The following is a 19,957-nucleotide window of genomic DNA, read 5'->3' as shown; positions in this document are numbered from 1 at the left end:
ATATGCTCCTAGCGCTGTCGATAGAGACGAAACAACGCCTTAACCAAGAAAAGAGGTGCCCACGTAATAACCCACAAAACTGCTCTTATAGCTCCGCAATTCGGCATTTCACTCAGGTGTTCTCTGGCTTCTTTACGTCGACCACTCAACAAGCCATAAGTGATCCTTCCCAAACAGACACGACGATACTCTTGTGGGAAATCTTTTTTAAGTATTTCACCAAACCTATTCAACGTAGCTTGTGCGAGTTGATAGTGATCTTCTGCCTTTCTTATTTGGGAAGAAACATTAGTCAACCTGCTTTCAGCATCCTCTAAAGTAAGGACAAGAACATCAGAAAAAGAAGGAATACCATTGTATTCCTTAGCCAATTCCCACCACAAAATATGCTCTCCACCTGCTCTATTATCTGGATAGCTAAGCCCTGTCCCTAAAAAATTGCTTCTATTAAATACTGGTGTAAAATCTCCCTTAATCTTTCCATTCAAGTAGTCGGATAATTTTACAACGCGAAAGCAACCTTCTAAACTACCATTTGAACGCGCAAATTGAATGACAGAACATGAACTATAATCCTGCCCTCTTAGTGCTCTTGATAATATTGAAAAAGCTCCCGGCTTAACTACATCATCATCATCCAGGATCATAACCCAAGGTGCTTTGGCAGCCCTGATCCCCCTCATTCTGGCTGGTCCTGGACCACCATTTTTTTCCATTCTGAGAACCTTGACTTTTTCATCTCTGAAAGATGGCAGAGGCTCACTGGATGCATCATCAACAACTATAACTTCAATTTCTATCTGCCCGGCATTATCCAGTACTGATTGGACAGCGCGAGTCAACAACAATGGTCTGTTAAAGGAGGTAATAACTATACTTAAATCACTCAAACCGACTTCCTGATAAACATGGTAATAAGAATTGAAGACATAAGCATCTCAGCAATAATAAATGCCCATGCCATGCCTGCACCACCGAATTGCGGCACCAGTAAAAATGCCAAACTTACGATAGTAAAAACGTTTAATATCATCCCCCGGCTTGTTATACGATCTTGACCCGCGGGTATATACCACAGAATAGCCAATGTCATACTGAGCACACGAAGAGGCACAACCCAGACCAAAATCTTTAATACAGGAACGGCTTCTTCATACCCTTTCCCAAAAATAAAAGAAACCAACAAAGGGGCCAGACTTACAGTGATAACGCAGAAGGTTAAAGTTAAAGCGGTCAAAGAAAGAATAATAAGAGAAACCTTTCGTTTTGCATCGCCCTGTGAATTATTTTGCATCAACACCAATCGTGGGAATATCAGGTTGAGTAAAGTTCCCGCCAAACCATTCGCCGCTCTAACCAACTTTTCTGCCGGTACAAAAGCTCCTACCATTCTGGGGCCACCCAGAGCTCCAAGCAAAGTTGACGCCAGGGAGCCCATGATATTCTGGCTTCCTTTATAGAGAAAAAGATTCCAACTGATTTTTATGGCCAAAAGTGCCCGGCCAAGTTCAAGCTTTCCAAACCCTGTTTCCCTTATCATCAACAATGTTGGAACAAGAGTATTCAAGGCCCCGACAGTGGCCTGTATCCATAACACTCGCTCCGAATGCTCCGGCTCAGACACAAATAAGATTACAGCTACAAGTCCAGCAACTCGGAGTACAATATCAAATATAGAAACCAGAACCAGCCGTTCAGATCCGATAAAGTACCACATAGGGCTAAAGCCAAAGGAAAAAATAAAAATCGAGATCCACACCCCCCAACTAACAGGAAAACTCGTCCCTCCCAATTGGAATATAAAAAGAGGAGCAACTGCTAACAAAACCAGTCCAAGCAGTAATAACTTGGACAAAAACAAGTCCGCAACCAGTTGCCCTAATTCAGACTTATCTTCCTTAAGCTGGGCCACGGCTCTGGCACCACTCAAACCAAACCCAAACTCAACAAAGACTGAAGCAGTTAAAGCTACACCCAGTGCATAAAGAACCAAGCCATACTCTTTCGGCCCCAAAGCACGGGCCAGCACAGGCAATTCAATCAAAGGAATTAACAACCCACCGACATGGGCCAGCAACAACCAGAAGGCACTAGTTACGATACGGGACACGAGTTATTACCACAGCAATTGACAACAAGACAACCATCCATTCCATCAACTCGTTACTAACAGGATGAAAAAGCCCTGAGAATAAATAAAGTAAAATCCCACTCGATGCAGGCAAAACATAACCAATCCTCTCATGAATGCTACCTGCACCATTAACAATGAATCTGACAACAACGATTAAAGGTATTACGAATATGGCCAAATACCCTGTTAAGCCTAACACCCCGGTATCAGCCAACAACTGAAGATAGGTCATATGAATGACTGTCGGCACTCCAGCATCCAAGGCAACAGTCTGACCAAAACCGGCGCCAAAAGGAAATTCAGCTATAGCACTCATCCATCCGATATATAACATCTCCATTCTTGTACTAGTATTCCCTGCAGCTACCCTGTCGATAGTGGACCCTGATAGTTCAGTAACATCAAGTAAGGCTGGCTGCCCACCTAAATTCACCCAGCTCAGTAGTGATGGCTGTAAAACCAGAAAAACAACCAAGAATGTGGATAATAGAGCAATATGTTTACCAGGCCGCAATCCAGGCCAATGACGGGAAAGACAAAACACCAAGAAAAACAAAATATAAGTTAAAGCCATCCACAGCATAGCTGTTCTGCTTCCATCAATTGATACCACCAACATAGAGGAGGCGACAAGAAGATAACAACGCCAATTTCTTTTATTAAGATAACTCCAAAGTGCCATAGGCCATATCAAGGCTGCAGTCTTCCATACGACACCAGGCCATGCTGCATACCAGCCAGCTCGTCCATCACCCAATATAACCAATAGCTCATGCTTTCTAGTTAGCATAAGAATCAACAATGGTAAAAATGAAACTACAAAGCCTGCATAAAGTGAAAACTCCAATTGCCTTTCAGTTGGCTGAATAAGAATACACCCCAACAACACAAGCATAATCACTAAATATTTAATGATTGTATAAACACCTTTTCCATCATGTAGCCAGCCTGCCAAGGCGATTCCAGAAACAAATATCAACCACCCCATAAAAATTAAAATAATGAAGGGGTTAGCCATCAAAAAAGCCACGCTCAGCCGCTTACAAAGCAAACTATAAATAAAAATAGGAGCCAACAAAATCAGCCATACCATAGGAGAACCTATATAGAGCTTTATATTGCCCAGTACAGAAACCCCAATAACAAACGCAAGGAGCAAAGCACCCTTACCCTTTTCAAGCCAATCAATACCGAATCGTTCTCTCACCCCGCCAATAATGTCTATTTTATTATTCATCCCCCCCCCTAAAAATAGGAAAAATGATTGGCAGCAACTAACCTGCAAGTCCAAAATAAACGTTTACCTAAAAGCTGATTTCTTTCTATTTTAATGACCTCTTGCGAAGCAGTGGTTGCCTAAATCAAGGAGCTATATGTCTTGCTCATGATCCGATTACATGGGCGCTGTTAATGGAAATGGTCGCCCCTCTCAAACCGGCATCCGATGTGCCAAAGTAGGATAATGACTCATCACTGTGATTGGAGAGACCGCCATGAAGGTTCAAACTATCGGTATTGATTTGGCAAAAGTAGTATTCCAATTCCACGGCGTGAATGAGCAAGGCAAGCGGTTGTTTAACAAGCAACTTAAACGTTCACAAATGGCGACGTTTTTTGCCGATCTGCCACCCTGTTTGATTGGCATGGCAGGGCAAGATTACGAAAGCCCCAGTCCTGACAGGACTTGCGATAGGTACTCGGTATTGCGACTTGCCCGCTTCTGTTTACGTTTGATACCAGCCTTAAAGCTGGTATCACTGTTCAGGGCATTGAACGCCATATGACGAATGGCTGCCATGTTTTCACCAGCCTGCTCACGGCGAATGCGACAATCATCTTCCCGCATGCCCACGTCCAGCCGCCAGTGCAGCTGTGATTCGATTGACCAGTGCGAGCGAGTAGCCTCCAGCATTTCCTTAGGCGACAGCTGCGCCGAGCTGATATAGTAACGCACCGTAATATCCAGCTCTTTCACGGGCTGGCTGCGCTCTTCCCGGATCGACCCCACAATTCCCAATGTTTTCAGTGCTGGCCACTCATATTCCAGATCACCCAAGATGGACAAGTCTTCCATCACCAGGCTCAGCCGGGTTTCCTTCCGACCATGGCCGACTTCCTGGATGCTATAGCCGTTGGCGTCTTCCTGCTGGAACATGTCCAACCGGAAGTAGTCGTTGAAAGCGGCTTCCAGGCTGGGCTGATTACCTTTCACAGCCAGCAGGTAGTCGGCCCCTTTGTCAAGCACCTTTTTGGCTATCGCTCGCTGACAGCCCATGGCATCGATGGTCACCAGACAACCACGAATGCTCAGTAGCTCCAGTAACTCAGGAATGACGGTGATCTCATTGGACTTCTCACTGGTTTTCACCTGCCCCAGCACCACCTGATTGGCGGCATTGAAGGCAGATACCATATGAATGGCCCCTTTACGCTTGCCCTTGTCATAGCTGCACCGCAGGGTTTTACCGTCAACGGCAATCACTTCGCCCTCAGTCACGTCGTAGCAAGCCTGCATCCAGGACGCAAAGCTCTTCTGCAGTTTTGTCGCAGACAGCATCCCCATCACCCGAGCAATGGTGTCATGAACCGGCACGCCGTTCTCGAAGTCACCGTGCTGGCGCAACCAATCAAGATGATCATGTCCGAAATCCTCGATGTCCTCCCAACCCTCGGCGCCGCCAATAACGGCCGCGATGGTCAGAAACAGGATATCGGCGAGTTTGAGCTCGATTTTCCACTGCTGACATGGGTCTCTGATGACGGAAAGGTGGTCCCAAAGGCTGAGTCCATTCATGGTGCTGCTCTGCTGTTGAAAAGACAGCATATGATCACAGCTGGGATAGATCGTCAAAGCGATCCTTGAAAATCAACATTTTTCTTCAAAAAACGTGCGTTCCGGTGTACAAACTGGCTGCTAGTGTTTTAATTTTCACCCCGCTGAAAGCCTTGCCACACAAGGTTTTTTCATGATCTTGCCCTACTGCTCCGGCTCTGATTTGATCAACAGCGCCCTGGAGACACGCTACCGCCCAAAGGGTTTTGCTTGGCCTTTCCCCCACGGCCCGGTACTTGCGCCTGTTTTATTGCATTTTGCAAATACTGAGACCTGCAAAGTCGCAGTATTCTAAGGGATTTAGAGCGGTGGTGAAACCTGTGGGAAGCATTGACTCTCAGCTCCGCTGAGCACAACGGAAGTGATCGCGTTCCGTACACCCCACAAACAAGTACGCCACGGCACCACGGTACTGTACAGAACAGATGTGCATGCTTTTGCAATTTCATTCGATCTTCTGCCCGGCCCGGTGCAGAATAATGGTAACTCACTCTGATATTAAGGATTTGTCATGCGTGTTCTCGGTATGGCCTTGGTGGCCCTGACTCTTTCCGGCTGCGCCAACATGGGGTTCAACAGCAATGTGTCGCCCGCCGGCATCAAGGATTATTACAAGGGTAATAACGTGGCGCTCTACGGTCGCGATGAGCTCAAGGGCGTGAACTATGTGACCCTGGGCACGGTGGAAGGTGAGGCCTGTCAGGTGGAGGCCAACGAGCCGCCGCCGAAGGATGCCGACGCCCGCGCCGACATTCGCCGCCGCGCCGCCGACCTGGGAGCCAACGGCATTCTGCTGGACCGCTGCATTCGCTTTGAAGACATGCCCGGCTGCCTTGAACAGGTACTGTGCAGTGGACAAGCGCTGAAGGTAAGTGAGTGAACACCATCAAGCTAGACCCCATCGGTATTATTCGCTCGCCCTACAAGGAAAAATTCGCGGTGCCACGCCAGCCCGGGCTGGTGAGCCGCGCCCGGGCACAGCTGGAGATGCTGCCGCCTTATAACGACCCCAGTGCCTTTCGCGGCCTGAGGGAGTTCAGCCATTTGTGGCTGGTGTTTGTGTTCCACCAGACCATGGAGCAGGGCTGGAAGCCCACGGTGCGGCCCCCCCGTCTGGGCGGCAACGAGCGGGTGGGCGTGTTTTCCACCCGCTCCACCTTTCGGCCCAACCCCATTGGCCTGTCGGTGGTGGAACTGCGCGACATGTGCAAAAGCGGCAGCAAGGTATGGCTGGAGCTGGGTGGGGTTGATTTGGTGGACGGCACGCCCATTGTCGACCTCAAGCCCTATTTGCCCTGGGCCGACGCCGTGCCCCATGCCCACGGTGGTTTTGCCCCTGCACCACCGGACCTGGGCATGGAGGTCATCTTCTCCGCCGAGGCAGAGCAAGCCTGTGCCCGCTCGGAAGTCCCTGAGCTGAAGGAATTCATTACCGAAGTGCTGGTGCAGGATCCGCGCCCGGCTTACAAGAAGACCGAGCAGAGCTGGCAGCAATATGGCGTGCGGCTGTATGACTATAACGTGCGCTATGAGGTGTTCGGGCAACTGACGCGAGTACTTTCGCTGGCTCGTGAGGAGTGAGATCTCCTCCAAGCTCTTGCGCCTCATCTTCCACCTCCACCTTGCACTGTATAAAACAACAGTATACTGTATTCCCATACAGCATAATTTTTGTTGCAGGGAATCATCATGTTGCTTCAGCTCACCATCAGCAATTTCGCCATCGTTTCCTTTCTTGAGCTGGACTTGCGCCAGGGCATGACCAGCATTACCGGCGAAACCGGCGCCGGCAAATCCATTGCCATCGACGCCCTGGCCCTGGCCCTGGGTGAGCGCGCCGACGCCGACTCGGTGCGCCCCGGTGCCGACAAAACCGACATCAGCGCCCGTTTTCGCATCGACAAGCTGCCCCGGGTCAAGGCCTGGCTGTGCGAGCAGGAGCTGGACGAGCAGGATGAATGCATACTGCGCCGCACCCTGAGCCGGGAAGGCCGCTCCCGGGGTTACATCAACGGCACCCCGGTGCCGCTGTCGCAACTCAAGGCGCTGGGCGCTCTGCTGGTCAATATTCATGGCCAGCACGCCCATCAGGAACTGCAAAAGCCCGATCACCAGCGCGCCCTGCTCGACGCCTATGCCGGCCACCACCAGCTGCTGGCCCAGACCAGCGCTGGCTATCAGCTCTGGCGCCAGCTCAGCAACGAACGCAGGCAGTTGCAGGCCGAACAGGAAAAATGGCAGGCCGAGCGCCAGTTGCTGGAATACCAGGTGGCAGAACTCGACGAGCTGGCCCTGGCCGAAGATGAATTTCCCGAGCTGGAAGCCGAACACAAACGGCTGTCCAACGGCGCCGAGCTGCTTAACAACTGCCAGCTGGCCCTCAACCTGCTGGGCGACAACGACGAAAGCAACGCCCTGCAACTGCTGCGCCAGGGGCTGAAAACCCTGAACGAGCTGGTGGTCATGGACTCACGCCTGGGCCCGGCGCTGGAAATGGTGGAAGGCAGCCTTATTCAGCTGGAAGAAGGTCACAGCGAGCTGGGCCGCTATCTGGATCGGCTGGAACTGGATCCGGAGCGCTTGCATGAGGTGGAAAGTCGCATGAGCAAGGTGATGGAGTTGTCGCGCAAGCACCATGTGCCCGCCGCCGACTTGTTCGATTTTCATCAGCAGCTCAGGGCCCGGCTGGCAGACATGGATCACAACAGCAACCGGCTGCAAGGGCTGGATGAGGAAGTGGAGCTGGCCCGTGAACACTTTGTACAGGCCGCCGAGCGCCTGAGCCAGAGTCGCCAGCGTTATGCCGCGGCTCTGAACAGGCAGATCACCCAAAGCCTGCACCAGCTCAGCATGGAAAAGGGCCGTTTTGAAATCCAGGTGAATGCCGATGCCGACGCCGGGTATTCGCCGCTGGGCATCGACCGGGTGGAATTTCTGGTAAGCACCAACCCCGGCCAGCCCCTGAGCCCCCTGGCCCGGGTGGCCTCAGGCGGCGAGCTTTCGCGCATCAGCTTGGCCATTCAGGTGATCACCGCCCAGAAGGTGGAAACGCCGACGCTGATCTTCGATGAGGTGGACGTGGGCGTGAGTGGCCCCACCGCTGCCGTGGTGGGCAAACTGCTGCGTAAACTGGGCGAGTCCACCCAGGTGCTGGTGATAACGCACCTGCCCCAGGTGGCGGGTAATGGCCATCAGCATTTCTTTGTGAGCAAGAGCAGCGATGCCGACCATACCGAAACCCGCATGCAGGAGCTGGATGAAGCAAACCGGTTGCAGGAACTGGCCCGGCTGCTGGGCGGCAACCGCATTACCGACAACACCCTGGCCAACGCCCGGGAGCTGCTGGTGTGTGAGTGAAACGGGGAAACGGAAGATGTGGAAACGGGAAGTCCCACATCTCATGTCCAGCGTCTACACCAGCCGGCGGGCAGCGCCAATAACAATGTCGATGGCCCTTTGCTCGGTGTCCTTCAGGCTGCTTTCATCGGGTATTTCCTGCTGGGTGCGGTTAACGACCACCCCCGCCACACAGCCGGCCCTTAAGCCCTGGCTGGCACACATGGTAAACAGGGTCGCCGACTCCATCTCGTAGTTGAGCACTCCCATCGCCTGCCATTCCTTCATGCTGCCCTGGAACCGGCGCAGCATGCGGGCCGAGTGGGTGTCGTAACGCTCCTGACCGGGGTAGAAGGTATCGGACGACGCGGTAATGCCCACATGAGGCGCCACGCCCAGTTCCCGGGCGGCATCCACCAGGGCACAGGTGCAGTCGAAGTCGGCCACCGCCGGAAATTCCGGGGGAGCAAAATGCCCGCTGGCGCCGTCCAGGCGCACCGCCGCCGTGGTTACGATGATGTCGCCCACCACCACCTGAGGCTGAATGGCCCCCGTAGTGCCCACCCGCAAAAAGGTGCGCACGCCCAGCTGGGCCAGCTCTTCCACCGCAATGGAGGTAGACGGACCACCAATGCCGGTGGAGCACACCACCACCGGCTTGCCGTCCAGCTCTCCCAGCCAGGAAGTGAACTCCCGCTTGCTGGCCAGGTGCCTGGGGTTGGCAAGATGGCGAGCAATGCGCTCTACCCGCTCGGGGTCGCCGGGCATTATCGCCACCCTGGCGCCCTGCAGCTCGTCATCGGTCACGCCAAGATGAAAAACGTGTTTGGTCATAACAAGTTCCCAACCGAGTACATTAACCCTGCATACTAAGCCAGCCGGCGCCAAATCGCCATGCTTTGACGCCGGAACCAAACGCCGTGTGGCCGGTCAGTCTTTTACATCGAAACCACCAGCCGTTATGATGCCGGCAGGACTCAAAGGACATAATCCCATATGCAACTCAAAAGCTTGATTTTCTCTCTTTTTCTGGCGTTGCCCCTGACCGGTTGTAACCTGGTTTATAAGGTGGATATTCCCCAGGGCAACTATCTGGAAGAAAAACAGGTGGCTCAGCTTCGCCAGGGCATGACCCGGGAGCAGGTGCGCTATCTGCTGGGCAACCCCATGAGCCTGGACGGCTTCAACCACGACCGCTGGGTCTATCTCTATTACTTCAAGCCGGGCCGGGGCGAGCTTGAACAAAAGCGCCTGGTACTGGACTTTACCAATGACAGCCTGACGACCCTGGGCGGCGACTTTGAGGTGCCCGAGGCCTTTTATCAGGGGCTTTGAGCCATTAGCCTGATGACAAAACGGAGCCTTTTGGCTCCGCTTTTTATTTGCGGGTTCGTTTCGGATCGGGCCGGCCACCGGTGACCTTGTCGGCCCGGCCTTCTTCCTTGGCCTGCTCGGCCCGACGCCGGCGGATTTCCTTGGGATCCGCCAGCAACGGACGGTAAATTTCGATACGGTCGCCGTCGTGCACCGTCTGATCGAGCCTGACCGGACGGCTGAAAATACCAACGGCGTTTTGCGCCAGATCGATCTCGGGAAACTGCCGCAATATGCCGGACTGCTCGATAATCTCCCGTACGCAGGCCTCGGGCGCCACCCGCAGGGCGAGTACCGTCTGTTTGGCCGGCAGCGCGTACACCACCTCAACCTGAATAAGATTCACTGCCGTACACCTCCCGGGCCCGTTCACTGAAGGCATGCACCATGGCATTGGTGAGTTCCTTGAAAATGCCGCCAAAGGCCAGCTCCACCAGTCGCGACTGAAACTCGAAATGCAGCTTCAGCTCAACCTTGCAGGCGTCTTCATCAAGAGGAATAAAGGTCCAGCCGCCGTTCAGGGACTTGAAGGGACCGTCCACCAGCTCCATGTTGATCTTGTGATCCCGCTCCAGACGATTGCGGGTGGTGAAGGTCTTGCGAATGCCCGCCTTGGCCACGTCCAGCGCTGCCGTAATGCTGTGCTCGCTTTTATCCAGTACGCGACTGGCCACACAACCCGGCAAAAACTGGGGGTAGTCGTCCACATTGTTGACCAGCTCATACATCTGCTTGGCACTGAACATCACCAGCGCGCTTCGGGTAATACTCGGCATAACCTCTCCTGGCATTCTGACCGGGCGATTTTAACACTTATGGGACCCAGGCTCACCCTTCGCAATTGCTCAAAAAGCCGCCGGTTGTCTGTTCACCAATTCCCAAGCATCAAAGGACGCCGTATACTGCGCGCACTATGGCAAAAAACAAAACCAAAAAGAAACCCGGCTCCAACACCATTGCCGTTAACCGCAAGGCCCGGCACGAATATTCCATTGAGGAAAAACTCGAAGCCGGTGTTGAGCTGCAAGGATGGGAAGTCAAGGCGCTGCGGGCCGGCAAGGCCAACATCGGCGAGGCCTACGTGTTCATGCGCAACGGTGAGGCCTTTCTGTTTGCCGCCACCATTACCCCACTCAACATGGCCTCTACCCATGTGGTCTGTGATCCCTTGCGCACCCGCAAACTGCTGCTGCACAAACGCCAGCTGGATCGCCTGACCGGCCTGATTGAACGTGAGGGCTACACCCTGGTGCCCCTGTCTCTGTACTGGTCCAAGTCCTGGGTCAAGGCCGAGATCGGCCTGGTGAAGGGCAAGAAGGCCCACGACAAGCGTCAGGATCTGAAGGAGCGCGACTGGCAACGGGAAAAGGCCCGCATGATGAAACACAAGGGCCGCTGAGCAAGGACTTGTGTTCCGGCGCAATTTGAAATAGGATTGAACCGTTACTTGGGGCTGATTCAGGATTCGACGAGATTCTCGAACTCCTAGGTGCATGCCGAGGTGCGATAGGCCTCGTTAAACAATCGCAAAAAAATAGTCGCAAACGACGAAAACTACGCACTCGCAGCTTAATAACCTGTAGAGAGCCCTTCTGCCCTAACTTGCCTGTGACTTAGGGAATCGGAAGGTCATCCTTCACAGGATCGCGTGGATGCCGTGCCTGACGGTTGAAGCGTTAAAACCAATTCAGGATAGTCTGTCTGTGGCGTGTCAGTCCGCAGCAGCTGGCGAATTCAATGACTGACTAAGCATGTAGTACCGACGACGTAGGTTTTTCGGACGCGGGTTCAACTCCCGCCAGCTCCACCAATCGATTGGACAATAGAGTCCAGAAAAGTCTAAAAGCCCTTGAATCATAACGGTTCAAGGGCTTTTTACTATCTGTTTGAGTCCAGCAACATCTACTACCAGCCCGCCCTTTTAGCTACACTCGTAGCTACACCGGAACACCAGTGTTCCAACTGATGTAGCTAAGAGAGCCCCGCATGGCAAGAGTTACCAAACCCCTGAGCCAAACCGAGATCAAAGCCGCCAAGCCCCAGGACAAGGAGTACACCCTACGCGACGGCGATGGCCTGTACCTCAGGATCAAGAAGAACGGCACCAAGCTGTGGCTGTTCGACTACTACCGCCCTATCACCAAGAAACGCACCAATATGGGCTTCGGTGCCTTCCCCGAAGTATCGCTGGCCGATGCGCGCCGAAGGCGTGAAGAAGCACGCAGCCTGCTTGCCCGAGGGATAGACCCCCAGGAGCACCTCAAGGAGCAGCACGCCAGTGCCCTGGCGGAAGCGGCAAACACCTTCTCGGCCGTTGCCGAACGCTGGATGGCACTCAAGAAGACCAAGGTCACCGCAGATCACGCCTTTGACATCTGGCGCTCGCTTGAGCGAGATGTACTTCCGCTCATCGGCGCCTTACCCATCACCGCAGTTAAAGCTCAGACGGTGATCGCGGCCCTGCAGCCGGTCCAAAGCCGTGGAAACCTGGAGACCCTGAAACGCTTGATTCAGCGTATCAACGAAATCATGACCTATGCGGTCAACTCCGGCCTTATCGATGCCAACCCGATTGCCGGCGTCCGCCAGGTTTTTCAGCAGCCAAAGAAAAAGCACATGCCGAGCATCAGTCCGGAACAACTGCCAGAACTGATGTCGGTGCTCACCACGGCGAGTATCAACCTGCAAACACGACGCCTGATAGAATGGAGCCTTCACACCATGGCCAGGCCCGGTGAAGCCGCCAGCGCTCGCTGGGCAGAGATAGACTATGATGCCAAGCTTTGGCGGATCCCTGGTGACAGGATGAAAGCCGGCCGCGAGCATATTGTGCCACTTACCCCCCAATCCCTTGCAATACTGGAATTCATGCAGCCGATCAGTGGCCATAGAGAATTTATTTTTCCTGGGGTCAAAGATCCCAAGGTGCCGATGAATAGCCAGACGGCTAATATGGCGCTAAAGAGAATGGGTTTTGGTGGCACCCTGGTTGCTCATGGCCTGAGATCGCTTGCCAGCACAACGCTGAACGAGGAAGGTTTTGATCCAGACTTGATTGAGGCCGCCCTGGCTCACATCGACAAGAACGAGGTCCGGCGAGCTTATAACCGGGCGACCTACCTTGATCGGCGTAGGAAGATGATGGAATGGTGGAGTGAGAAAATCACAATATCCAGTTAAGTACAAATAAGGCTATCGTATTACTTTTGCTGCGTACCAACATGCTTCGCCAGGCAGATTTCACGCTAAGCATGTTGAGTATTATGTGCTTCAGGCAGGGATCACACCAACCAAATCAATCGTTTGTTTTTAATAAAAACACCCAAACCCACCCGTGAGTCATATTCCTTTCCCCTTCAGCCTTTCGTATTCTTTTTTTATGAGCATTTCTATTGTTCTATGTATTGACAAATCATAGTGAAACACCAACTCATCTAGCTTTTTACCCACAACAGGATCTATGTATGTATTAATGCTTCTCTTAGCCGACTTCTTCCTCCTAAACTTCTTCTGCCCCCATGCATTTTTCATCTTCACAATTAACAAATCCTTTTCTGAAGGATGTGCGCTCCAATTATGAAAAAGACCATAAGAAAAAAGGTATCTCTCGCCACTACTTATTGGCAAGAGAGAGTTAAGATTAAACACGTCATTAAAATCAAACCTTGGAACAACCTCTGAACTTAAATAACTCCAAACCCAATCACATTGCTCTTCATCCTCTCTATCAACCCACTTAAAAGGATCTTTTCTATTTACAATAACAGACCACTCATCTTTAAGATCAGCCATCATTTTATTTTTATAGTTATAATCAACTGAAAACCTATCAAGGTACTCAATTAGCACTCTCACTCTATCTTCATGTGATGATGGTGTGGGAATATGAGTCAACCCAAGCTCATCAAAATAGAAAACCTTGTAACTCAGCACTCTTTTATTAGGCCCATTATTTCTATGGCTATCAATGACACCCTGCTGAACCATTTTAGAAAACGCACTTACAGGCATTCTACTTTCACTAGCAGGCAAGCAAGTAAGAATTTTTAACCAATACCAAATACATGCTTTATCATCGTTATTCAACCATGCAACATCACTTTCAGATACGCACTGTGATTTACATATGGAAAGCATCTTATCAATAAACTCACCTCTATCAAACTCATCTGAAAAATAACCAGATATAGTATTATTTATATCAAAGAGGTACCTATCAATATCACCGCCACGAAACGATATATCATCAACCATACTAAGTCTTGCGAGGTAGTCTCTACAGACTCTAAGTACTCTTATATCTCGATCAACCACTCGATCGCCGATAGGCTTCCTTACTGCCAAATCCCACCTCCAAACAACACATCAACAGAAACCAAAAAAGACACCTAGAGCTACACACATCTAGACATACGGACACCAATCATCTAGAAAATTACTAAGTAAAATAAAAGCAATTTAATGGTGTCTTTTATCACAAAAACAGACATTTTTACATTATTTTTTGGTTTGTTTTATGATGTCTAAAAAGACAAACAAAAGATTAAAATCAAACACTTAAACAACAAAACCAAGTAAGAACGAACCAAAACCTTTTCACTCTATTGAGCAAAGGTGGTTAACTCCAGAGCGCTCTTCCCTCAACATTGCTCGCTGAGGCTTGTGATTTCCCAGCCGCTCCCTTTTGTTAGCGGGGCCCTAGGCTTCAGTGATGTGTCGGTTTGTCTAATATAACCATCATCTCTCTGTAGCCTTAGAGATGCATGGCAGCCACTCCCCCACCCATAAGGTGGGGGAGTGGCGAATCCAAATATCATCAGAAATATATTATTACACCGAAGCCTACTCCTATGGACTACGACCATAGGAAGAGAGAGGAATGAACAGCAAGCCAAGCCAATCAGCAACCGCACCCTCAACAGTAATCAGTCATCGGGGAGAGCTGAACCAGAGCCACCTTTCTCGGATCAAGGAAACCCTAGAAAAAGCACTGACCGAACACCCGAGAACACTTGCCATAAGGGTGGATTTGAGGATGCCTTCAGTTTCAGCTTGTCACCTGGAGAGAGACAGCCCTGTATTTTTCACCAATAGCAAAGATGAGCTCATCTCCAGGTTTTTCGCCTCACTAAAAGCTCAGCTTAATCATGACCAGAGAAAGAGAATTAAGGCCGGCGTCAGGGTGCATAAGTGCACCTTGCGGTACATATGGGCAAGAGAAAGGAGTGAAAATCATAAGGAGCACTATCACGTCATGCTATTTCTCAACAAGGATACCTATCGCTTCATTGGGAGTTATAAAAATGAAAGCAACGTGCTGGTCAATATGGTTCGCAAAGCATGGAATAGTGCATTAGGTCTAGATACAGATGATAGAAACCACTTGGTTCACATCCCTCAGAACCCCTTCTACCAGATGAACAGAAACGATCTTATCAACCACCTCCAGGAATATCAGGAGGTTTACTATCGAGCCAGTTATCTAGCAAAGGTTGAGAGTAAAGACCGCAGTGATGGACGGCGATGCTTTGGCTGCTCACAAAAGTAGAGCGGTACCACCCTTAGCCACTCCGCTACCAGATACCTAACGTAAATTTGTACACAGCTGGCATATGTCATGACCAAAACAACCGGAGTTCGTCATGAGATTAATCAAACTTAAAGAAGTCATGGATTGCACTGGGCTGGCTCGCTCTACTATCTACAAGTTCATATCCGAGGATAGCTTCCCTAAACCTGTCCCCCTGGGTGAGCGTGCTGTGGCCTGGATAGAAGGTGAAATCCAGGAATGGATTCTCGAGCGTATCGCTCTGCGAGACGGCACCACCACCAAGCCAAACCAGTAGCAAGTCTATAGCCCTGCAAGCAGTCCATTCAAGTTTATTTCAAAAACATATCACCCTACTGATATTTGCAGGGCCTCACAGCCCAATCCCCTCGTCTGGGCCTCCCAGGCATCAATGGAGTATTCGTTATGTCTCACCTCATCGAATCCATGGCCTACGTGGGCCAAACGCCCTGGCATGGCCTGGGCAATCAGCTCAGCCGCCAGCAGCCGCTGTCGGTCTGGCTCAAGGAGGCTGGCATGGACTGGTCCATCAAGCAAAGCGATGTCATGTTCAACGCCGCCGATGACGGACTGTTCCTGCGCAGTCACGAAGGCGCTCAGGTGCTGTATCGCTCCGATACCCTGGCTCCGCTGTCGGTGGTGTCCAATCGCTACAAGGTGGTGCAGCCCAAGGAGGTACTGCATTTCTATAAAGATCTGGTGCATGCCGGTGGCTTTGAGCTGGAAACCGCCGGTGTGCTCAAGGGTGGTCGCAAGCTGTGGGCGCTGGCCAAAACCGGCCAGGCGGACAAGCTCAAGGGAAACGACCACATCAAGGGTTATCTGCTGCTGGCCACCAGTTGCGACGGCACCCTGTGTACCACGGCACAATTCACCTCGGTGCGAGTAGTGTGCAACAACACCCTGCAAGTGGCCGTTAACCAGAAAGCCGGAGCCATCAAGGTTCCTCATTCCACCGTGTTTGACCCCAAGCAGGTGAAAGAGGCTCTGGGGCTGGGCCTGTCGAGCTGGGATACCTTCATGCGCGACCTGAAGGCCATGAGCCAGCGTCCGATTTCGCCAGAAGAAGCGCACCGCTTCTTTGCAGAAGTGCTGGACGACCCATGTTTAAGTGAAACCGATTTGACCCCGTCAAAACCCATGCAGCAATTGCTGAGCCTGTACGACGGTGCCGGTATGGGCGCTGACCTGGCTTCCAGCAAGAACACCGCCTGGGGCCTGGTGAACGCCATGACCGAGTTTGTGGACCATCACCGCCGTGCCCGCAGTCAGGACAACCGGCTCGACTCCGCCTGGTTCGGACTCGGCGCTCAACTGAAACAAAAAGCCTACGGCCAGGCCATGGCCCTGCTTTCCTGAATTGATTACCCACACAACCCACATAGGCCCTGCTGGCAAGCGCCAGCAGGGCCTTTATGCGTTTAAGGAGACTCACCATGAAAACTCGTTACTCTCAAGCTCTGCGTCTGGCCGACACCAAGGCGCTCACTCACCAACAATGGCTGGAGGTGCGCCAGTCCGGTATTGGCTCATCCGATGCAGCCGTGGCCATTGGCCTCTCTCCCTACAAGAGCCCCTTGTCACTGTGGCTGGAGAAAACCGGTCGTCGTCCGGCACCAGATTTGAGCAACAACGAAGCGGTATTCTGGGGCACCACTCTGGAGCCGGTGCTGGCTTACGTTTATGCCCAACGTACCAAGCTCAAGGTGCGCCGGGTGAATGCGGTGCTGCAACACCCGGACCATCCCTTTATGCTCGCCAATCTGGATCGGGAAGTGCTGGGCCATCCCGATGGCGTGGGCACGCTGGAGATCAAGACCGCCGGCTATCACTCCGCGCCCCAGTGGGAGCAGGGCATTCCCCTCGCCTATCAGTGCCAGGTGCTGCATCAGTTGGCCGTCACCGGTCATGCCTGGGCCGATGTGGCAGTACTGATCGCCGGGCAGGATTTTCGTATTTACCGCATCAACCGGGACGACGACAAAATTGCCGATCTCATTCGGCGGGAAAGTGCCTTCTGGCAACACGTGATCAACGACACCCAACCAGAGCCGGACGGTTCGGAAGACGCCGGCCAGGCCCTGCAGGCGCTTTATCCCGAAGACAAGACACCGGTGCTGGATCTCACCGAGTCGGCAGAAATGAACACCCTGTTCAGTCACTTTCTCAGTGCCAAGGAGAAGAAGGAAGAAGCCGAAGCCCGTGAGGCCAGGCTCAAGCAGCAACTGCAGGCCGCCCTGGGCGATGCCGGCGGCGCGGTATTTCAGGAAGGAAAGATCAGCTGGAAACGCAGCCGTGATCGCGTGGTGCCCGATATGGAAAAGCTCAGTAACTCCCATCCGGAATGGCTGCAGCATTGCAGCAAAACCGTGCCCGGCTCTCGCCGCTTTACCGTGCAACTGCAAAGGAGCAAGTCATGATCAAAGGACTGGCCATCACGCCGCCCATCATCGGGCGGATCAGCATTGGCAAGCTGGTCAACAAGAACGACAAGTGGCTGCCGGAAAAGGACGACAGCTTTACCCTAACCACTCAGGTTCAAAACCGTAACGGCTGGATGCTGCATCCGCTGCACCAGCAATACGCTGAAACGGCGGCCAACGGCAAGATCCGGGCGATCCCGGTGCGGGTATTGTTCAACGACAGTGAGCTTAACCTGCGGGCCGAGTACAGCGCCTTTGATCGCAGTACCGGACGACCGCTGTGTGTGGGCAATGGCGAGAACGCCAAACGCGTTAATGAAGGAGGAATAGAAGAGGTGACTTGTCCGGGGCCGGAGTATTGCCGCTTTGCCCATGAACAGGGCTGCAAGCTTTATGGCCGCCTTAACCTGCAGGTGGAAGGACAAAACGATGAACTGGGCAGCTTTATCTTTCGCACCACAGGTTATAACTCGGTGCGAACCCTGGCGGCCCGGCTACGCTACTTTGAGGCGGTGACCGGTGGCCATACCCGGCACTTGGCGCTGCAACTCAAGCTCAGGGCCAAAAGCACCACCCAGTCTTACCGCACTCCTGTGTACTATGTAGACTTGACCCTGCGCGACGAAGATACTCTGGCGAAAGCGGTCAGCACGGCCTTGCAGGAAGCCGAGCACTACCGCCAGGCCGGTGTGGACATGGCCAGCCTGGAACACACCGCCAGGCAACTGCTGCACAACGGCCAGTTTGAAGACGGTGAAGACGAAGTCCCGCTGCTGCTGGACGAGTTCTACCCGGAGCAAACCGAACAGTCAGAGCCTGAAAACAAACCCGCCAACCTGGTCAAGGCCACTCGCCTGACCAACAAACTCGGCACTGTCGTTCCATCAACCAAGTAGAAACGAGACTCAGAATGAACAAACCCTGGATTGAATGGCTTGCCTGGGGGCTGTTAATCATCATTGCTGGCGTTTCAGTTTATCTGGAAGTGAAACGCTTCTAGCCCTCACGCCCTGGTTATAAATACCCCTTTTACGCGCCGCCACTGAGCGGCGTTTTTTATGCCTGGAGGATCCCATGAGCAATAACATCTTTATCGCCGGTGAGCAGTCCGGCACTTACCTGGCCCCCGGTCCGGTCACCGAGGCCGACATTCTGCACATGGCCCACAAGCTGGCCCGCCGCCGGCTGGCCAAGGGCCGGGTACTCGACGCCCCGAGTAAAACCTTTGAGGCGCTGCAAACCCTGCTGCAGGAATGCGAGCATGAAATCTTTGCAGTGGTACTGCTCGACAATCAGCACCGCATTCTGCGCTTTGAACAGCTGTTTCGCGGCACCATCGACGCCGCCAGCGTCTACCCCCGGGAGGTGGTCAAGCTGGCCCTGACCTGCAACGCAGCTGCCGCCATCTTTGTGCATAACCACCCCTCTGGCGATCCCGAGCCCAGCCGGGCGGACCTGGCCATTACCCAGCGCCTGCGCGATGCGCTTAACTTGGTAGATATCCGCACTCTGGATCATGTGGTTGTTGGCCTGGAAGGCTGCGTGTCTCTGGCAGAGCGCGGCCAGATTTAACCCAAGGAGTCCCCATGGAGTTCAACCCGAATGAGCTGGAGCCCCAGTTCAACGAGCAACGGTTCTGGCGCAAGCTCAGGGCCAACCTGCGCAGGGCGGGTAAGGAAGTGATCCGCCACTGCCTGTGCCTCCACTACGCAGCCCAGAAGCCGGAGACCCCGCTCTGGGCCAAGACGGTGGTGTATGGTGCCCTGGCCTACTTCCTTATCCCGCTGGATGCCATTCCGGATGCTGTGTTCGTGATTGGCTACAGCGATGACCTGGCGGTGCTGAGCGCCGCCCTGGTCACCATCTCGCTATACGTGGATGCTGAGGTAGAGCGACAAGCCGACCGCAAACTGCGTGAGTGGTTTGGGTAGATAAACTGAAAAAGCGACGGTGTGTCGCTTTTTTTTTGTGTGTGATGAGCAACTGAATTATTCCCCTATTACTAACGCCGCTCCCCACATTCTTGTTAAACAGTTTATGTACAGTTTGATGAAAAAAAGCAACTCTTACAGACAAACTTGGGTAAAGAATTTTTTAGTCGTGTTTCTCCCCAAGATTATCATGAGCATAAAAGATTCATTCAAGACCATGGTAAAAATCTGGTCTTTAGCACCTTCAATCTCGCAGGAAGCTCGCTCAGCCGATCTGTCTCAAACAATTCGAACTCACGAAAAAACGGGCTTCATTCCGAAGAGCCAAAAACTAGCCAGCAGCTGCCGGTGTATCGC

At 52.5% G+C, this 19,957-nt stretch carries 21 protein-coding genes, 1 other RNA gene and 1 pseudogene; 15 read left to right on the top strand and 8 right to left on the bottom strand.

The genetic code is table 11. The features are described 5' to 3' along the window. Positions 1-8: 8 nt before the first annotated feature. Genes PU634_RS03890 through PU634_RS03880 form a run of 3 tightly spaced genes read right to left on the bottom strand, consistent with a single transcriptional unit; the run spans position 9 to position 3,371 of the window. On the bottom strand, positions 9-890 hold the full coding sequence (locus tag PU634_RS03890; RefSeq protein WP_306762751.1) for a glycosyltransferase family 2 protein: 882 nt from the start codon (positions 888-890) through the stop codon (positions 9-11). Continuing rightward, entirely contained in the window at positions 887-2,110 is a 1,224-nt protein-coding gene (locus PU634_RS03885) for an oligosaccharide flippase family protein (RefSeq protein ID WP_306762750.1), read from the bottom strand. The genes PU634_RS03890 and PU634_RS03885 overlap by 4 nt, the downstream gene beginning before the upstream one ends. Next, positions 2,091-3,371 (bottom strand): O-antigen ligase family protein, encoded by a 1,281-nt coding sequence (locus PU634_RS03880; protein ID WP_306762749.1) that lies wholly within the window; start codon positions 3,369-3,371, stop codon positions 2,091-2,093. The genes PU634_RS03885 and PU634_RS03880 overlap by 20 nt, the downstream gene beginning before the upstream one ends. A gap of 256 nt (positions 3,372-3,627) precedes the next feature. Between PU634_RS03880 and PU634_RS03875 the strand changes: the two are divergent. Beyond that, positions 3,628-3,780: pseudogene (locus PU634_RS03875) on the top strand (IS110 family transposase); the annotation flags it as partial. An 11-nt stretch (positions 3,781-3,791) separates the two neighbouring features. Here PU634_RS03875 and PU634_RS03870 read toward each other — a convergent pair. After that, positions 3,792-4,928: an ISAs1 family transposase gene (locus PU634_RS03870; protein WP_306763657.1), complete on the bottom strand. Its 1,137-nt coding sequence runs from the start codon at positions 4,926-4,928 to the stop codon at positions 3,792-3,794. A gap of 550 nt (positions 4,929-5,478) precedes the next feature. Between PU634_RS03870 and rcsF the strand changes: the two genes are divergently transcribed. From rcsF to recN, 3 genes are all read left to right on the top strand, one after another. Continuing rightward, positions 5,479-5,847, top strand: a complete 369-nt coding sequence (rcsF, locus tag PU634_RS03865) for an Rcs stress response system protein RcsF (RefSeq protein WP_306762748.1) — start codon at positions 5,479-5,481, stop codon at positions 5,845-5,847. After that, a complete protein-coding gene (tsaA, locus tag PU634_RS03860; RefSeq protein WP_306762747.1) occupies positions 5,844-6,548 on the top strand; it encodes a tRNA (N6-threonylcarbamoyladenosine(37)-N6)-methyltransferase TrmO in 705 nt (234 codons plus the stop codon). The genes rcsF and tsaA overlap by 4 nt, the downstream gene beginning before the upstream one ends. Positions 6,549-6,656: 108 nt before the next feature. Next, positions 6,657-8,324, top strand: coding sequence for a DNA repair protein RecN (recN, locus tag PU634_RS03855; protein ID WP_306762746.1), 1,668 nt, complete (start codon positions 6,657-6,659; stop codon positions 8,322-8,324). A 54-nt stretch (positions 8,325-8,378) separates the two neighbouring features. Here the strand turns inward: recN and udp are convergent, their stop codons facing one another. Continuing rightward, complete coding sequence (udp, locus tag PU634_RS03850) at positions 8,379-9,137, bottom strand: uridine phosphorylase (RefSeq protein WP_306762745.1); 759 nt, start codon at positions 9,135-9,137, stop codon at positions 8,379-8,381. 162 nt (positions 9,138-9,299) lie between these two features. On the opposite strand from udp, the gene PU634_RS03845 reads away from it, so the two are divergent. Further along, positions 9,300-9,638 (top strand): outer membrane protein assembly factor BamE, encoded by a 339-nt coding sequence (locus PU634_RS03845; RefSeq protein ID WP_306762744.1) that lies wholly within the window; start codon positions 9,300-9,302, stop codon positions 9,636-9,638. A 43-nt stretch (positions 9,639-9,681) separates the two neighbouring features. Here the strand turns inward: PU634_RS03845 and PU634_RS03840 are convergent, their stop codons facing one another. Continuing rightward, positions 9,682-10,059, bottom strand: coding sequence for an RnfH family protein (locus PU634_RS03840; protein WP_306762743.1), 378 nt, complete (start codon positions 10,057-10,059; stop codon positions 9,682-9,684). Next, positions 10,004-10,453 (bottom strand): SRPBCC family protein, encoded by a 450-nt coding sequence (locus tag PU634_RS03835; protein ID WP_306762742.1) that lies wholly within the window; start codon positions 10,451-10,453, stop codon positions 10,004-10,006. Before PU634_RS03835 ends, PU634_RS03840 begins: the two co-directional genes overlap by 56 nt. Positions 10,454-10,590: 137 nt before the next feature. Between PU634_RS03835 and smpB the strand changes: the two genes are divergently transcribed. The 3 genes from smpB to PU634_RS03820 all read left to right on the top strand — a co-directional run bounded on the left by smpB (position 10,591) and on the right by PU634_RS03820 (position 12,857). Next, entirely contained in the window at positions 10,591-11,076 is a 486-nt protein-coding gene (smpB, locus tag PU634_RS03830) for an SsrA-binding protein SmpB (RefSeq protein WP_306762741.1), read from the top strand. A 50-nt stretch (positions 11,077-11,126) separates the two neighbouring features. Continuing rightward, positions 11,127-11,487, top strand: a transfer-messenger RNA (tmRNA) gene (gene ssrA, locus PU634_RS03825). Positions 11,488-11,663: 176 nt separating this feature from the next. After that, positions 11,664-12,857, top strand: a complete 1,194-nt coding sequence (locus PU634_RS03820; protein ID WP_306762740.1) for an integrase domain-containing protein — start codon at positions 11,664-11,666, stop codon at positions 12,855-12,857. A 159-nt stretch (positions 12,858-13,016) separates the two neighbouring features. Here PU634_RS03820 and PU634_RS03815 read toward each other — a convergent pair whose 3' ends face one another. Further along, positions 13,017-13,931 carry a hypothetical protein gene (locus tag PU634_RS03815; RefSeq protein WP_306762739.1) on the bottom strand — a complete coding sequence of 305 codons (915 nt, stop codon included), beginning with the start codon at positions 13,929-13,931 and terminating at the stop codon, positions 13,017-13,019. A 625-nt stretch (positions 13,932-14,556) separates the two neighbouring features. On the opposite strand from PU634_RS03815, the gene PU634_RS03810 reads away from it, so the two are divergent. The 7 genes from PU634_RS03810 to PU634_RS03780 all read left to right on the top strand — a co-directional run bounded on the left by PU634_RS03810 (position 14,557) and on the right by PU634_RS03780 (position 19,600). Next, on the top strand, positions 14,557-15,225 hold the full coding sequence (locus PU634_RS03810; protein WP_306762738.1) for an inovirus Gp2 family protein: 669 nt from the start codon (positions 14,557-14,559) through the stop codon (positions 15,223-15,225). Positions 15,226-15,319: 94 nt separating this feature from the next. Further along, on the top strand, positions 15,320-15,523 hold the full coding sequence (locus tag PU634_RS03805) for an AlpA family transcriptional regulator (protein WP_306762737.1): 204 nt from the start codon (positions 15,320-15,322) through the stop codon (positions 15,521-15,523). 128 nt (positions 15,524-15,651) lie between these two features. After that, on the top strand, positions 15,652-16,605 hold the full coding sequence (locus PU634_RS03800; RefSeq protein WP_306762736.1) for a DUF932 domain-containing protein: 954 nt from the start codon (positions 15,652-15,654) through the stop codon (positions 16,603-16,605). Positions 16,606-16,682: 77 nt separating this feature from the next. Next, entirely contained in the window at positions 16,683-17,666 is a 984-nt protein-coding gene (locus PU634_RS03795) for a YqaJ viral recombinase family nuclease (protein WP_306762735.1), read from the top strand. Continuing rightward, positions 17,663-18,565 (top strand): recombination directionality factor, encoded by a 903-nt coding sequence (locus PU634_RS03790; RefSeq protein ID WP_306762734.1) that lies wholly within the window; start codon positions 17,663-17,665, stop codon positions 18,563-18,565. The genes PU634_RS03795 and PU634_RS03790 overlap by 4 nt, the downstream gene beginning before the upstream one ends. A 178-nt stretch (positions 18,566-18,743) precedes the next feature. Beyond that, positions 18,744-19,241 carry a RadC family protein gene (gene radC, locus PU634_RS03785; protein ID WP_306762733.1) on the top strand — a complete coding sequence of 166 codons (498 nt, stop codon included), beginning with the start codon at positions 18,744-18,746 and terminating at the stop codon, positions 19,239-19,241. A 14-nt stretch (positions 19,242-19,255) separates the two neighbouring features. Continuing rightward, positions 19,256-19,600 (top strand): YkvA family protein, encoded by a 345-nt coding sequence (locus PU634_RS03780; RefSeq protein ID WP_306762732.1) that lies wholly within the window; start codon positions 19,256-19,258, stop codon positions 19,598-19,600. Positions 19,601-19,957 lie beyond the last annotated feature (357 nt).

Origin of the sequence: Oceanimonas pelagia (genome assembly GCF_030849025.1) — a bacterium.
GTDB lineage: Bacteria > Pseudomonadota > Gammaproteobacteria > Enterobacterales > Aeromonadaceae > Oceanimonas > Oceanimonas pelagia.
Note: the sequence above shows the minus strand (reverse complement) of the source record. Positions and strands in the feature narration are given on the sequence as shown.

Coding starts and splice junctions, on each gene's coding strand:
- PU634_RS03880 (WP_306762749.1), bottom strand. CDS start 3,371: ATGAATAATAAAATAGACATTATTGGCGGGGTGAGAGAACGATTCGGT.
- PU634_RS03870 (WP_306763657.1), bottom strand. CDS start 4,928: ATGAATGGACTCAGCCTTTGGGACCACCTTTCCGTCATCAGAGACCCA.
- rcsF (WP_306762748.1), top strand. CDS start 5,479: ATGCGTGTTCTCGGTATGGCCTTGGTGGCCCTGACTCTTTCCGGCTGC.
- recN (WP_306762746.1), top strand. CDS start 6,657: ATGTTGCTTCAGCTCACCATCAGCAATTTCGCCATCGTTTCCTTTCTT.
- udp (WP_306762745.1), bottom strand. CDS start 9,137: ATGACCAAACACGTTTTTCATCTTGGCGTGACCGATGACGAGCTGCAG.
- PU634_RS03845 (WP_306762744.1), top strand. CDS start 9,300: ATGCAACTCAAAAGCTTGATTTTCTCTCTTTTTCTGGCGTTGCCCCTG.
- PU634_RS03840 (WP_306762743.1), bottom strand. CDS start 10,059: ATGCCTTCAGTGAACGGGCCCGGGAGGTGTACGGCAGTGAATCTTATT.
- PU634_RS03835 (WP_306762742.1), bottom strand. CDS start 10,453: ATGCCGAGTATTACCCGAAGCGCGCTGGTGATGTTCAGTGCCAAGCAG.
- smpB (WP_306762741.1), top strand. CDS start 10,591: ATGGCAAAAAACAAAACCAAAAAGAAACCCGGCTCCAACACCATTGCC.
- PU634_RS03820 (WP_306762740.1), top strand. CDS start 11,664: ATGGCAAGAGTTACCAAACCCCTGAGCCAAACCGAGATCAAAGCCGCC.
- PU634_RS03815 (WP_306762739.1), bottom strand. CDS start 13,931: ATGGTTGATGATATATCGTTTCGTGGCGGTGATATTGATAGGTACCTC.
- PU634_RS03810 (WP_306762738.1), top strand. CDS start 14,557: ATGAACAGCAAGCCAAGCCAATCAGCAACCGCACCCTCAACAGTAATC.
- PU634_RS03805 (WP_306762737.1), top strand. CDS start 15,320: ATGAGATTAATCAAACTTAAAGAAGTCATGGATTGCACTGGGCTGGCT.
- PU634_RS03800 (WP_306762736.1), top strand. CDS start 15,652: ATGTCTCACCTCATCGAATCCATGGCCTACGTGGGCCAAACGCCCTGG.
- PU634_RS03795 (WP_306762735.1), top strand. CDS start 16,683: ATGAAAACTCGTTACTCTCAAGCTCTGCGTCTGGCCGACACCAAGGCG.
- PU634_RS03790 (WP_306762734.1), top strand. CDS start 17,663: ATGATCAAAGGACTGGCCATCACGCCGCCCATCATCGGGCGGATCAGC.
- radC (WP_306762733.1), top strand. CDS start 18,744: ATGAGCAATAACATCTTTATCGCCGGTGAGCAGTCCGGCACTTACCTG.
- PU634_RS03780 (WP_306762732.1), top strand. CDS start 19,256: ATGGAGTTCAACCCGAATGAGCTGGAGCCCCAGTTCAACGAGCAACGG.